Source organism: Marinobacterium rhizophilum DSM 18822 (assembly GCF_000378045.1).
Lineage (GTDB): Bacteria > Pseudomonadota > Gammaproteobacteria > Pseudomonadales > Balneatricaceae > Marinobacterium_A > Marinobacterium_A rhizophilum.
The window spans coordinates 123,634-137,290 of the sequence record NZ_KB899089.1 but is presented as its reverse complement, the minus strand read 5'-3'; the positions used below and the strand labels follow the sequence as shown (position 1 = coordinate 137,290).

The 13,657-nt window shown below is 59.3% G+C and carries 9 protein-coding genes; 6 read left to right on the top strand and 3 right to left on the bottom strand.

The annotated features are described in order from the left end of the window. Window positions 1-39: 39 nt before the first annotated feature. Both F451_RS0100625 and F451_RS0100620 read right to left on the bottom strand, forming a co-directional pair. The gene (locus tag F451_RS0100625; protein WP_020679405.1) at window positions 40-912 is read right to left on the bottom strand and encodes an AraC family transcriptional regulator; all 873 of its coding nucleotides are present in this window, start codon (window positions 910-912) and stop codon (window positions 40-42) included. Between the two features lie 204 nt (window positions 913-1,116). Then, window positions 1,117-3,231 (bottom strand): D-(-)-3-hydroxybutyrate oligomer hydrolase, encoded by a 2,115-nt coding sequence (locus F451_RS0100620; protein WP_156826321.1) that lies wholly within the window; start codon window positions 3,229-3,231, stop codon window positions 1,117-1,119. A 475-nt stretch (window positions 3,232-3,706) separates the two neighbouring features. On the opposite strand from F451_RS0100620, the gene F451_RS0100615 reads away from it, so the two are divergent. From F451_RS0100615 to F451_RS0100590, 6 genes are all read left to right on the top strand, one after another. Next, window positions 3,707-4,210 carry a DUF3015 family protein gene (locus F451_RS0100615; RefSeq protein WP_020679403.1) on the top strand — a complete coding sequence of 168 codons (504 nt, stop codon included), beginning with the start codon at window positions 3,707-3,709 and terminating at the stop codon, window positions 4,208-4,210. A gap of 64 nt (window positions 4,211-4,274) precedes the next feature. Then, window positions 4,275-6,158 carry an Lnb N-terminal periplasmic domain-containing protein gene (locus F451_RS0100610; RefSeq protein ID WP_169434402.1) on the top strand — a complete coding sequence of 628 codons (1,884 nt, stop codon included), beginning with the start codon at window positions 4,275-4,277 and terminating at the stop codon, window positions 6,156-6,158. A 149-nt stretch (window positions 6,159-6,307) separates the two neighbouring features. Continuing rightward, window positions 6,308-7,531 carry an MFS transporter gene (locus F451_RS0100605; protein WP_020679401.1) on the top strand — a complete coding sequence of 408 codons (1,224 nt, stop codon included), beginning with the start codon at window positions 6,308-6,310 and terminating at the stop codon, window positions 7,529-7,531. An 88-nt stretch (window positions 7,532-7,619) separates the two neighbouring features. Then, window positions 7,620-8,336: an NYN domain-containing protein gene (locus F451_RS0100600; RefSeq protein ID WP_020679400.1), complete on the top strand. Its 717-nt coding sequence runs from the start codon at window positions 7,620-7,622 to the stop codon at window positions 8,334-8,336. Between the two features lie 399 nt (window positions 8,337-8,735). Beyond that, on the top strand, window positions 8,736-9,809 hold the full coding sequence (locus F451_RS0100595) for a sugar ABC transporter substrate-binding protein (RefSeq protein WP_020679399.1): 1,074 nt from the start codon (window positions 8,736-8,738) through the stop codon (window positions 9,807-9,809). A 19-nt stretch (window positions 9,810-9,828) separates the two neighbouring features. Beyond that, window positions 9,829-11,937, top strand: a complete 2,109-nt coding sequence (locus F451_RS0100590; RefSeq protein WP_020679398.1) for an adenylate/guanylate cyclase domain-containing protein — start codon at window positions 9,829-9,831, stop codon at window positions 11,935-11,937. Between the two features lie 121 nt (window positions 11,938-12,058). Here F451_RS0100590 and F451_RS0100585 read toward each other — a convergent pair whose 3' ends face one another. After that, window positions 12,059-13,657, bottom strand: coding sequence for an alkaline phosphatase (locus F451_RS0100585; protein ID WP_020679397.1), 1,599 nt, complete (start codon window positions 13,655-13,657; stop codon window positions 12,059-12,061).

Here is a 13,657-nt window from a genome sequence, read left to right as displayed (position 1 = left end):
ACTTGTCGCGAGGCGGAGTGCCTGCGCGAAGTCAGCCGTCTAGCCTTTCAACGGCAGGTAGATATCGGTCAACAGGTCGCACTCATCCACGTCGTGAGCGAAGTTCAGGTATTGGAAGAAACAGGGGAAATCCCTGCATTCCTCCCCGCTCTTCGGCAGCCAGTTACGGTACAGCGCGTAAATGTTCTCATCGATCAGGTCGTGGCTGCCGCGATGACGGTAAATGGCGCAGCGCCCGCCGGGAATGCTGCCGGTTTTCACGCCGTAGCCGTTCTCCGGCACGTCGCAGCTGACCGAGCCGCAGATATCGAAGTGAAAATCCTCCGGCCTTGTCGTATTGGGGTCGTTATGAGGCACCCCGAAGGTCCTGCTGCTGCCAACCGGTGACAGCCCCGTAGCTTTGCGCCACGCGATGAAACGTGCTGCCGTATCCAGCACCCGATCGGGTGGTCCCTTGTGCTCGATGTAAGCCACCTTGATTTCTTCTAACTCGACTATGCCAACGTCCATTTTCCTGTCTCCTGTACCGGGCAAACGAAAGCGAAATGCCCTATGCCATTTCGTCCACTCGGGATTCGTCTTGAATGCGGATGGGCTCTGGCCCAATTCCCGCTTGAATGCGCGGGAGAAGGCTTCGGAACTGTCAAAGCCCGCCTCAAGCGCTATGTCGATAATTTTCACCTCATCCTTGAAGGCGATCCGGTAGGAAGCGCGCTTCAATCGCACAAGCAGTACGAAACGGATGAGGCTCAAACCGGTATAGGCGCTGAATAGCCGGTGAAAGTGATACTTGGAAAAGCCTGCGACACCGCTCAATGCGTCCAGCGTGAGTTCAGCATCCAGATTGCTCTCGATATAGCTGCGAACCCGGCAGATCCGTTGCTCGATATGCGTGTTGCCTTTCCCTTTCACCGGCGCCTCCCGTCAACGACCCGACCATACTGCCATCTTGCGCCGGATGGAGCCTGATCGAGCTTGCTCCATTGGAGGGGGCCTCGCTGGACTGAAGCACGATCCCGTGGATGTCTTGTCGCTGCCCACAACGTACAAGCCCGCCGGGCCCGGGATTGCACTTCGCGTTGCCGTAAGCATCGGAAGCGGCCGCGACTACACGGGCTAGTCTGGCACGTACACCGTACCGCTGTGGAACGTGATGCGGTCGTCCGGCGCGGGTTGCGCCGCGATCGGTGGCACGTTGGCAGCGGTCAGCGCCGGGGCAGCGCCAGGTGCGCCGCCCCGTGGCGTGGTGCGCACCACCTGTGACGGTGGCAGGGGCGTGCCCTCGTTCAGGTGATCGAACATCAGGTCGAGGGCGTCGGTCAGATAGACGTGCAGCGGCACGAAATTGCTGTCGTAGCCCGGCAGGGCGGCATGGTCGATAAAGGCGTCAAAGTGCTGGGCATTGGTCACCTCGATATAGCTCAGCCGGCTGCGGCCCTGTTCGACCAGCTGGTTCAGGCCGAAATAGGGCCTTGAACTGAACCCGACCGGTACCAGTGCATCGGAACGGCCATGCACGATGATCGCTGGCTTGCCGTGCAGATCCGCCTGGTGCAGTACTTCGCTGACACCCTGCCGTACGCGCAGCGCGTCAGTGGAACTCCCCTGCAGCAGATCGCGCAGACACAGCGCACCGTCAATGTTGAAGTCCGCCCGCCCGGTTGACGGCGAGATCGACATTGCATCACGCAGCGGCCCGCCGACTGAATTGTCGTTGATGATTTGCGCGCCTGCCGTCGGCGGAATGCCGTTGCCGGTACCGAAGCTCAGATCCAGATTTGTGCTCGATATGGCGGCCGGCGCTCCCGTGGCGTCGACGCCGGCGTAGCTGTAGTCGCAAAGGCGTTCCTCGACGCCAAACCGGCCATAGGCGTTGGCATAGAGCAGGGCGATCGCCGGCGTCGCAAAGGCATAGTGCGACGCATGCAGCAATACCGATTCCGGCTCCCAGCCATAGTTGACCAGGCGCTCCAGCGCCTCCTCCGCCTGACCGGCCAAGTCGTTGGCGCTCAGCAGGCCATTGGCATGCAGTGCGGCACAGCGGTTGGCAGCGCTCGTGGCTGATACGAAGGTCCGACCGGGTGCCGCTGCAGCGCCCGTCGACAGTGCGGCACAGGGCTGGTAAAGGTTGGCGAAACTCGTGTAATCGAACAACGCCTTGCCGCTACCCGTGAACGAATGCTTACCGCGTTCCACACTGACGCGGGCGTCGGGTACGAGCTGGATCTGCGGCTCGCTGACCGCGACACCGTCGATCCAGTGACCCTCGTCCTGTTCTGCGGCCGCGAGCGCGGCGCCGGCGCCATTGGATGCGCTGGAGGCGATGACGAGGGTGTTGGAGGGACGCAATATGACCTTGTGTCCCTGGTGTTTGTGTTCGGGGCCGAACTGCTCGTTGAGCACGTAGAACGCAAATTGCACCGCCTGCAGCGTATGCAAGCCCCAGTCGGCTTCGGGATTCTGCCTGGAATGCGCGTGCTTGATGGCGACGCGATTGGGCCACTCTGCGAGGAAATCGGCGCGGGCCGGGTCGTCGAGATCGGCTGTGAAGCTAGACGAGCTGCCGGCCGCCATGGCATCGGCACGTTCACCGTCGATAAGGCTGACGGTATGGGCAGCGAGATCGTGCAGCCCGGTACCGGTGCCCTTGTCGGCATAGGTCACCGCGCAGCCCTTTTGCAGGCCCCATTCGCCAGCGGTGCTAATCGCGCCGTAGACGCCGCGCGAACCGCTCGACGTGCCGGTAACAATACAGGGGCTGTCGAGGCTGAAATGTGCCGGCACCTGCACCATCAGCGTGACATTCTGCCTGCCGCTGCCATCGTCCGCATAGGCCAGGTACTCGGTGCCCGCGATCATGCCGCTGCCGCCGCTGTTGACGTTGCCGTCGGCATCGACGCTGGTGCGGGGTCCAAACAGGCTGCCGAAACCGCCACTGCTGGCCACGTCGACCAGCGCGCGGTAATTGTTATAGATCGCCAGGCGGCGGATATCGCGCGCGGTCGGAGGGCTGGACACCGGCGGGGACGCGGCCTGCAGGCCAGCCAGGCCTAGACCCGCGGTCAGAAGGTCGTCGTTGACACCGTCATAGCGCGCGCTGCGGATACTGCCAACGAAATCCGGTAATTGATTGAATCCCTGACTCTGGGCGACTGCGATTGCAGGGCTAAGGGCAAGGCACAGAAATAGTGCACAGCATAAGCGCAGAACGCGCCGTATGGGGCGAAGCATGAACGTCTCCTTGTTTCTATCGAGTCCTTTGAGCTGCATGAGCGGTGCACAGTGGGTTGCCGTGCCCCACTCGAAGTCGTGCCGGTGCAAGACTTCATACAGCGACGAGCTCAAAAAATATAGCATCGCCTTGGCCCGGGGGCTGAATGTAATGTCGATAATCAGCGCTGCGCGGCTCAAACCAAAAAGCGTAGCCGCCGGACGCGGCTGCTTAGAAGCGAGGTTCGGTGCACTGCTGCCATTGCGCTCTAACGCTTTTTGCCTATTTCCCGGCCCCTGTTCATGCTGTATTCTCGGCGCGCCTGAACTTTCTATGAATTAGCGGCGCCTTTTAGCGCAAATGCAGCGCGTTGCTAGCGTATTCTGTTGACGGTGAACGGCGGTGCGGTATTTTTGAGTCTGTTGCCTTGGGCTGCTGGCTCTGCGCGCAAAACACGGATAAATGGATTTACTTGCCCTGGAGGGGCGTCTACGAATGAACATCAAGCACAACCTGTTATCTCTGGTGCTCGCGGGCACCGCGTTGAGCATGTCCGCTGCCACCCTGGCAGAAACCAAACCTGTCGGCTCCGGCCCTAATCCGTATGTGAACTGTGGTATCGGGGCAGCACTGTTCCCGACCACCCACTGGGCGGCGGTGACCTCCAACATTATCTGGGATCTGGGCATCACGGCGGTGACGTCTGCAACCTCCAGCCCGGAGACTTGCAGCAAGCGCAATGTCGAAGTCGCTCAGTTCATCCTGGACACCTATGACAATCTGGCCGAAGAAACAGCGCAGGGCGAGGGTCAACACCTCAGCGCCATGCTGCAGATTCTGGATTGCCGTCAGGGTGCCCGGCCTGCTGTGATCAACACCGTGCGCAGCCAGATGGGTCAGCAGGTCGGTGTGGCCGGTTATGCCGACCAGAGCAAGATTGAAAAAGCCGCTATCTACTATGATGTGGTGAATGCCGCTGCTGCCAACTGCGCAGCCTGAGCCTGACCCGGGCTCGCCAGTCTCCTGCACTGGCAAGCCCGCCACTCTGAAAGTCCGTACCCTCATGCCAATACGTACTCTTGTGCTGCTGTGCTATATGGCAGTGGCTCCTCTATGGCCCGGTCTTGCCCAGGCGCAGCAGGCGTCAATAGACGCTGCAACCCGCGCCTGGCTGGAGCCGACCTGGCTAAAGTTGTTGCACTATGAGCCAGACAGCGGTTCGAGCAGTGGTTTTCGCAGTGCTATTCATGATGATGCGTTCTTTCTGGCCGGCACGGGCGCAACGGATCCGCAGGCGGAGTTCGAGGCGACGCTGAATGCATTCGCCCTGGAACCCGGTAACGATCCCGACGCGCACGCCCAGTGCCGCTTTCCGGCACGCTTTATCTGGACCCGTCAGCTTCTGGGGCTGAAGGCGCCGGCAGCCCTGGAGTGTGCGGCTTTCACCGAATGGAATCGCCGCAATGGCATCGACTCCCTCAGCCTGGTATACGCCACCGGCTATCTGGGCAATCCGGCTTCGTTCTATGGGCATACCCTGCTCAAGTTCAATTCCGCCGGTGATTCCGGTCAGTCGCAGCTGCTGGACAACAGTCTGAATTATGGCGCTGTGGTGCCGCCCAATGAAAATCCGCTGCGGTACATGTACAAAGGCGTTTTTGGCGGCTATATCGGTGGTTTCAGTGAAGTTGAGTACTATTTTCACACTGGGGTCTATGGCGAGGTGGAGTTGCGGGATCTGTGGGAGTACGAACTCAACCTGAGCCGCGCCCAGGTCGATTTCGTGGTTGCCCATGGCTGGGAGGTGCTTCGGCGTGAATACACCTATTATTTTTTCCGCAAGAACTGCGCCTACCGCATAGCCGAACTGCTGAATATCATCGAGGGGCTCGATGTCCTTCCCAACTCCCGCGTTGCCACCATTCCGCAAGCGGTGATCCAGAAAATGGCGCAAGGCACACTGCACGGGCAGCCGCTGATTCGCGAGGTGCGATACCATCCCTCCCGGCAAACCCGGCTTTACACACGTTTCTATGCGCTGAGTGCGCCGGAGCGCGCGGCGGTGAGGGCGGCGGCGCAGCAGCCCGATCAATTGCCCAGGCTGCTGGATAATGCATCGAACCTGGCGGCACGCCAGCGTATTCTCGATACGCTGCTGGATTACTACCAGTATGTTCGCGAGCCTGAGCAAGGCGTCGTGGATGCAAACAACCGCCATTACCAGCGGGTATTGCAGGCCCGCTTCAGCTTGCCGCCGGGTGCGACCGAGATGCCGCTAAAGCGGCGTTCGGCGCCACACCACGGGCGCGATCCCAGCCTGGTACGTCTAGGGGCGCTACACAATAGTGTGCGGGGTGACGGTCTGCTGCTGAGTCTGCGGCCGGCCTATTACGATGTACTGGACTCTGGCAACGGCCATATCAAAAACTCGGTGCTGTCGATGGGCGAGATTACGGCCGTGCACTTCAATGGCCAGACCGAACTGCGCCGGTTCAATCTGATTAACCTCGAGAGCCTGAATGATTCGGTCACCGGCTTGCCCGGTGACAGTGGCCGTTACTGGAAGCTGAGAGTCGGTGCCCAGGCTGACAGTCTCGGCTGCAGTGAGTGTCTTGTTGTGGTGGCGGAAGGGGCTCTGGGCAAGGCGAGACGCATCAGCCAGAACCTGCTGCTGGGAATCAGTGCAGGCGGCATGCTGCAGGACAAGTATCAAAATAGCGGCTATTTGAGCGTGAAGGCAGCTGTATTCGCCAATATGAATCTGGGAGAGGCCTATAGCGGGCGCCTGCAGCTTGCCCAGCGGCAGGGACTGGACGGCGCACATGACGCGCATGCCAGCATTACGCTGGAGCTGAGAAAGCAGCTGGACACCAATCTCGACCTGCGTCTTGGGTACCGCAAGGATCTTGCCGAAGAAGCCGTGTTGTCGCTGGGCTACTATTTCTGATGCTGAATTGCTGCGCTAACCCTGTTGAGGGTGATGCCCAGACGACACCCTGCTGTAACTTGGTTGAGTGCTGAGGGCTAAGCTACAATACTTGGCCACTGCCCCTTCTTTTCCGACCCTTAGCCTCGGTTGATATGGAATAGCGTCCAATGCGTACCCCGGTCAAGCTGCTGAGTATCTTTGTCGCCTTTGCCTGTTTGTTGCTGGCAATCAATTTTGGCCTGCGTTCCTCCATGGGCTTTTTCATGGCGCCGATTTCCGAGACCTTTGGTTATGGCCGGGAGATATTCGCTTTCTCACTGGCATTGCAGAACCTGTGCTGGGGGTTGTTCCAGCCGTTTGCCGGCGCCGTCGCTGACCGTTTTGGTACGACGCGAACCCTGATAGGCGGTGCCATCGTCTATGCGCTGGGACTCTATATCACCGCCACCGCTGACAGTATCTGGGCGCTGCATACCGGTGCCGGTATTCTGGTGGGCATGGGCATTGCCGGTACGGGCTTTGGCGTGGTTTTGCCGGCACTGGCCAGAATGGTGGCACCGGAACGATGCGCCTTGGCACTGGGTCTGGGCACCGCAGCGGGATCCGCCGGCCAGCTGCTGGTGATTCCTGTCGCGCAGAGCTTTATCTCCAGCTACGGCTGGCAGACGGCACTGCTGCTGCTGGCAGGAGGCGCCCTGAGTATGCTGTTGCTGTCCGCACCCTTTCGCGGCGATGCGGACAAGGCCAATACACAGGGCACGGCTGATCCCGAACAGACCCTGCCGGAGGCCCTGAAAGAAGCGACCAGCCATGTGCATTACTGGTTGCTGATTGCGGGCTTCTTTGTCTGCGGTTTCCAGTTGGCCTTTATTACCGTGCACATGCCGGCGTATCTCACCGACAGTGGATTCGATCCCCAGGTGGCCGTGATCAGCCTGTCGCTGATCGGGCTGTTCAATATCTTTGGCTGTCTGCTGTTCGGGTCCTGGTCGGGCAAGTATTCCAAAAAGAACCTGCTGGGCATTATCTATGCGTTGCGGGCATTGGTTATCGCGCTGTTTATGCTACTACCGATCAGTATCACGACGGTGTACCTGTTTTCCATCGCCACCGGCTTTCTATGGCTGGCTACCGTGCCCGCGACCTCCGGTCTGGTGGCGCAGATGTTCGGGCTGCGTCACATGGGCACGCTGTATGGCATTGTCTTCCTGAACCACCAGCTGGGGTCCTTCATGGGGGTCTGGCTGGGCGGCTATCTGTATGACACCACAGGCACATACAACATTGTCTGGTGGTCTGCTGCGACGATTGCGTTGTTCACCGCCGTGATTCATATCTTTATCGACGAGCGTCCGGTATTGCGTCTGCGCAGGCCGGCGGTCGCAGTCTGAGCCTGCCACAGCCGTAACCGCTACCCAGAATCCGTTTCAGACGCTAGGCTGAATCTTTCAGCAGCAGGCAATAGAGCGGTATCAGGGCATGAAAGATCTGGACCAACACAAGAAAATCGCCGTACTTATCGATGCCGATAATGCGCAGCGCTCCAAGACCAAGCATATTCTGGATGAGCTGTCGGGACACGGCCATATCGTGGTCAAGCGTGCCTACGGTGACTGGTCGTCGGAAAACCTCAAGAACTGGCGTACCACCCTTAACGAGCTGGCGATTCAGCCGTGTCAGCAGTTTGCCTATACCACCGGCAAGAATTCAACCGATGGCGCCATGATCATCGATGCCATGGATCTGCTGTATTCCAAGCGCTTTGATGCCTTTGCCATCGTCAGCAGTGACAGCGACTTCACCAGTCTGGCATCGCGCCTCAAGCAGTCGGAAATCTATGTGTTCGGCTTTGGTGAAAAGAAAACACCCATTTCTTTTCGCAACGCCTGCGACGACTTCATTTTCACCGAGATCCTTGGCGATACGCCGGCTGAAACCCTGCCGGGCAATCCGGATCTGGATCAGATCAAGCGGCTGCTGATCAAGGCCTGGCGGGAAAATGCCGACGACGAAGGCTGGATGAACATGGGCCTTGCCGGCAGCCTGCTCAAGCGCCAGCGACCGGACTTTGACCCCCGAACCTTCGGCGCAGCCAGCTTCAAGGACTTCCTGTTGTTATTTGCCCCGGACATCTGCGTGGAACAAAAGCAGCGGGGCAACGGGCGACCTTATATGTATAACGTCGTCGGGCGTTAAGGCACGGGTGCCGGTTTTCATTCTGTGCATAACCGGGGTGTGCATAACATTTATTTTATAATTCCGAGAAACTGTGCACAAAATACTTGAACAAGTCTGTGTATAAGCTCCACACAAGCTCATAACAATTGGTTATGACCCCCACCACTGCTGCGTCTCAAAAAGTTGATCAGGGAATAATCCACAGCGGGGAAAAAGTGTCTGTGGAAAACTTGTCGACTGCAGTCATTCAAGTGTACACACACCTTATCCACAGGATTGCGGCGGCCTGTGTTATCGCTCGGTTAATAGCCTGAAGGCTAATCTGACGGAAGTTGCTTAGACTGACGGTGTTACTCCACACAATGCGACGCATACCGGTCAGGGAGGCCCGGCGGGTCGTGACGATGAGGAAGCACGATGATCAGACAAGGCAGACTTGTGCTGAGCCGGTGGAGCGCCTCGATTTCGCTTTGCGGCACTCTGTTGCTGATTGCCGGATTGCTGTCGGCCTGCGATCCGGACAAGCCTGAAGCAGCGCGCATGGTAAAGCCATCCCGGGTTCTGGCTGAAAATGTCGCCAGTACCGCCTCGGCCCGTAACCCGATCGGGCCGACTGTGCGCATCAAGGCCGGAAAGCCCTGGCACATCGCCTTCCTGATGAAAAACTATGCCTGGGCCAACCCGTACTGGCGTCGTGCCCAGGCAGGAGCCGAGCGGGCCCGTGAAAACATGGGGATTTACCTGACGTCGCTGGGCGTGGCGCAATACGGTGTCGAGGCCCAGATAAAGAGCCTGGACAACCTGATCGCCAAGGGGCGCACCGACGGTGTCATCATTGCACCGCTGGACAGCTATCGTCTGTCGCCGGTGGTCGAGAAGGCTGTCAGGGCCGGGCTGCCGGTGATCGTCTATGACACGCCGCTGAATGCCGAGGGTACCCTCACCTTTATCGGTTTCGACAACTTCAAAGCCGGGCGGCTGCTGGGGCGCTGGGTGGTCGAGCAGCTGGAAGGCCAGGGCAATGTACTGATTCTGGAAGGGCCTGCCGGAAATCAGAATGCGCTCGATCGGCGCAACGGCATGATGGCAGGATTGCGTGAGGGAAACATCAATGTGCTGGGGCTGGAGTCCGGCGGCTGGCAGCGCGACCGGGCGCAGGATATTACCGCCGGCTGGTTGCAGCGTTTTCATACCATCGATGCCATCCTGGCGGCGGATGACGTCATGGCCCTCGGTGCCGCCGATGCGATCGAGGCTGTGAATCGCCAGGGCATCATTATCACCGGATTTGACGCCAATGCCGATGCATTGCTGGCAATCCGCGCGGGCCGTATTCACGCTACCGTCGCCCAGCAACCCGAGTTACAGGCGTTCAGCGCCGTGCAGCTGATGGTGCGCCATCTCGAATCAGGGGCGTCTTTTCCGCCCGTGCAATTGTGGGACAACATCCACCTCATTACCGCGGAGAACGTGGTGCAATTCCAGAAGTAGAGGCCAGGCCGTGACCGCCATGGGTATCAAGCACAGGCTTATTGATAAAACAGGCTCCCTCGGACGGCGCCTGCATAAGCGTGTGTTGCTGCTGGCCTGTATCACCCTGTTCGGGCTTGCCGTGGCCATTATGATCAGCTTGCTGGGGGCAAAGGACCGGTTGGAGCGCCAGTTCCGTGTCGCCGGTTTGACAGCAACCCATGCCTTCGATTCGTATTTGCTGGATGTTCGCAGTGACCTGGTTGCCACGGCTGCTGCGCTGAGCCAGACCCGGGACAAGGGCAACCTGATGCGTCAGCTGATTGCCCGCCGGCCGACCCTGTTCGAGCTGGAGTTGATTGATCCCGCCGGTCAGGTGCTTTTACAGCGCAGCCGGGCTGGGCGGCCAGATCAGGCCCCGCGACGCGAACAGCCCTGGTTTGCCACGGTTCGGCTGGGCAACAGTTATCTGGGGCCTGTCGATTTTGGCGAATTCAGTGTGCCGACTGTCACCCTGGCAGCCCCGGTGACCAATGAACTGGGTGTATTTTCGGCATCGCTGGTGGCGCGGTTCGATTTGACCACCCTGTGGAACATTGCCATCAGTCTGGCGGTGGGTGATAGCGGCTATATCTACATCGCTGATGAACGCGGGCATCTGGTGGCGCATCGCAACCTGCGCCTGCTGTACAGCGATGCCACGCTGGAGCAGCAGCTTGGCCTGTCGCCCGGCGATATTGGTGATGGTGGTCTGCATTATTATTCCAGCCTCGATGCCAACCCGGTGATCGGTTTTGGCATGCGCATGGAACTGGCACCCTGGTATGCCATCGTCGAGCAGCCACTGGAAGAAGCGCTGGGTCCTGTGTTGGTCCGTGTGGTGATTATGCTGCTGGCGCTGGTATTGGCGTGGCTACTGGTGCGCAGTATCGTGCGTTTTACCCGACGACAGATTCTCCAACCCCTGGAACAGCTGCGTGAGGGCGTGGACCGGCTGCAGACAGGAGACCTCACGACCCGTACCCGGTTGGCTCCCGGTCACGGCGAACTCACCCAGCTCGGTAATGCGTTCGACCATATGGCGGCTCAGCTGCAGGCGCGGGAAAAGCAGTTGCGTCAGTCCCTGACCGAGGCGACAGAACTGAAAAACCTGCTCGACAATGTCTTTTCCTCCATTGTCAGCGGGGTGCTGACGACCGACCTGCAGGGGCGGATCTCACTGTGCAATCTGGCGGCGCTGCGAATCCTGGGCTACAGCGACAGCAGCGGGCTGGTGGGTCAGACGATCGGCGGCCTGTTGTCACCGCTGGGGCAGCTGGTACTACCCCATGTTGAGGGCGTTATGCAGTCCCACCGGCCGGTCATCGGCCTTGAGGTCTGTGCGGAGTTACCCGAGCGCGGATTGGTACATCTACGCGTCAACCTGTCGGCATTACGGGGTGCCGAACAGACGCAGGGCATCGCCATCGTGATCGATGACGTGACCGAAATGAAGCAGATGGAGTCGCAGCGTCGCTTGCTGGAACACATGGTATCACCGGCAATTCTGGACCAGCTTGATCCAGACCGTTTGGAGCTGGGGGGAAAACGCTCAGAAATCACGGCAATATTCGCCGATATTCATGGTTTTACCCGTATTAGCGAACAGATGGCACCGGAACAGCTGGTAGGCTTGCTGAACCGTTATCTGGGGGCCATGGCTGATGCGGTACTGGCGGAGGAAGGCACAATCGACAAGTTTCTCGGCGATGCCATCATGGCCTGGTTCAATGCCCCACTGCCGCAGGCGGATCACGCCCTGCGGGCGGTACGCACGGCGTTGCGGATCCGTAGCGCGATCGCGGCACTGCACCAGGAGCTGCCGGCCCCGCTGCGACTGTCCTTTGGTATCGGCATCCATATGGGAGATGCCGTACTGGGCCTGATCGGAACCCAAGAGCGTATTGAATATACCGCCATCGGCGATGATGTGAACACCGCCAAACGCCTGCAGGAGCACAGCGGTATCAACCAGATCCTGATCAGCGCGCAGATCTACGCTGCGGTGCAGGCGGATGTGGAGGTGCGGCCACTGCAGCGTATTCGGGTGAAGGGCAAGCAGAAGCCGCTGGAGGTGTATGAGGTGATCGGCTTGAAGAACCGGTCTTGAGTCATGGCATAAAAACACAGGCCCCGTCGAATTCGCGGGGCCTGTGCTTTTCCGGCAGACCACTGCCTTGCGATGCACTCAAGGCAGTGGTTGCACAATCGCGCTGGCAATTACTGCAAGTTTACGGGGCGGGAGCATCCATTACGGCCTGCAGGTGCTGACCGATCTCGGTATGGTGCAACAGGCCGGATAGCGGGCGGATTGCCGCGTCCGGCCCCCAGGCAATCACGTTAACCGGAGTGCTGGTGTGGGTACCTGTGCCCCAGACCACATTCTGCGCCTGGGCCAGTTCTCGTCCGATAAGGTCGTACTGAATCTCGTCGCCATAGACGTAAAATGCCTGGAAGTCCTGCACCTTGGGCAGTTTCTCCGCGGACAGGTAACTGTGATCCGACGCCAGGTAAGGATTGTCGGTCATCGCCAGAATCCGCGTGGCCTGCTCTTCGGTGATGGCGTAGGCATTATTGGCACTGATAATACCGGCCAGGTTGCTGGCGGTACGGTCGGCCTGTGCCAGTTCCGCGAATTCGCTCATCATGTCCGGAAAGCTTTTGCGCTGGGCATAAATGTCATCGAGCTGGCTGGTCGTGCCGAAGTTGAAGTTCGGCTGGTACTGGCGGGATTCAAACGCCGGGCCTGGCAGCGAAGATGCCTTGGGCAGGTTGGCCGCTGAATAACTGAAGCCGAAGGAGCCGGTTTCGTGGTCGGCCGTAACAATGATCAGGGTATCATCGCGTCCCTGGGCCCACTGCTGCACATAGCCGATGGCCTCATCGAATTTAACCATCTCGTGCAGCATGGTGCCGGTATCGTTGTTGTGGCCGGCCCAGTCAATTTGCCCACCTTCCACCATCAGAAAGAATCCGTCTTCATCCTTGCTTAGCACATCCAGTGCGCTTGCGGTCATCTCGGTCAGGGTCGGCTCACTGCGTGCTTCATCCTCGTGTGTCTGGCTGTAGCGAATACCGTCCATCATGCCGGAGTCGGCGAACAGGCCCAGCAATTTGCCAGAACGGTCCGCGGCGCCAAGCTGTGCTCGGTTGAACGCCAGCTGATAGCCCCGGGCCTGGGCTTCAGTCAACAAATTGCGGCTGTCCTTGCGCTTGGATTTGAGTTGGAAACTGTCGCCTGCCATGGCCTGTAACTGATGATAGACCTCGCCCTTGTCGTTAGCTTCCTGCGGTATCCAGTGTCGCAGCCCCCCGGACAGCATCACATCAGGGCCGGTTTCAAGCATCTGCACTGCAATCTCGTTTTCCAGTGATCGATGCGGCTGATGGGCGGCAAAGGCGGCGGGGGTTGCATGGGTCAAGCGAGTGTCGGAAACAAGGCCGGTTGCCTTGCCAAGGCGTTTGGCCTTTTCGAGCACCGTCTCCTGCGGGTATCCCTGATCATCGACGCCAATAACCTCGGACACAGCACTGCGCCCCAAGGCGAGTTGCGTGGCGGAACAGGCTGAGTCGACGACGATAGCATCCTTGGGATAGGTCATCGAAAAGCCGGTAATGCCTTCGCGGGCCAGACTATTGAGGGCGGTATCACGGCCCTGGTAGCTCGACATGGGAGCAAGCTGAGCATAACTCTCCAGCAGGCCAATCTGCTGAGGTCCCATACCATCGCCAATCATGAGAATGACATTCTTAATGGGGGCCGCCATCGCCGTGCCCGATACCCACAGGCTGCACAGTGCAGCAAGTCCCAAGGTCTTGATTGGTTTCAT

What these genes read in the sequence shown, in the direction of transcription:
- F451_RS0100620 (WP_156826321.1), bottom strand. Translation starts at nt 3,231, where the DNA reads ATGCTTCGCCCCATACGGCGCGTTCTGCGCTTATGCTGTGCACTATTT.
- F451_RS0100615 (WP_020679403.1), top strand. Translation starts at nt 3,707, where the DNA reads ATGAACATCAAGCACAACCTGTTATCTCTGGTGCTCGCGGGCACCGCG.
- F451_RS0100610 (WP_169434402.1), top strand. Translation starts at nt 4,275, where the DNA reads ATGCCAATACGTACTCTTGTGCTGCTGTGCTATATGGCAGTGGCTCCT.
- F451_RS0100605 (WP_020679401.1), top strand. Translation starts at nt 6,308, where the DNA reads ATGCGTACCCCGGTCAAGCTGCTGAGTATCTTTGTCGCCTTTGCCTGT.
- F451_RS0100600 (WP_020679400.1), top strand. Translation starts at nt 7,620, where the DNA reads ATGAAAGATCTGGACCAACACAAGAAAATCGCCGTACTTATCGATGCC.
- F451_RS0100595 (WP_020679399.1), top strand. Translation starts at nt 8,736, where the DNA reads ATGATCAGACAAGGCAGACTTGTGCTGAGCCGGTGGAGCGCCTCGATT.
- F451_RS0100590 (WP_020679398.1), top strand. Translation starts at nt 9,829, where the DNA reads ATGGGTATCAAGCACAGGCTTATTGATAAAACAGGCTCCCTCGGACGG.
- F451_RS0100585 (WP_020679397.1), bottom strand. Translation starts at nt 13,657, where the DNA reads ATGAAACCAATCAAGACCTTGGGACTTGCTGCACTGTGCAGCCTGTGG.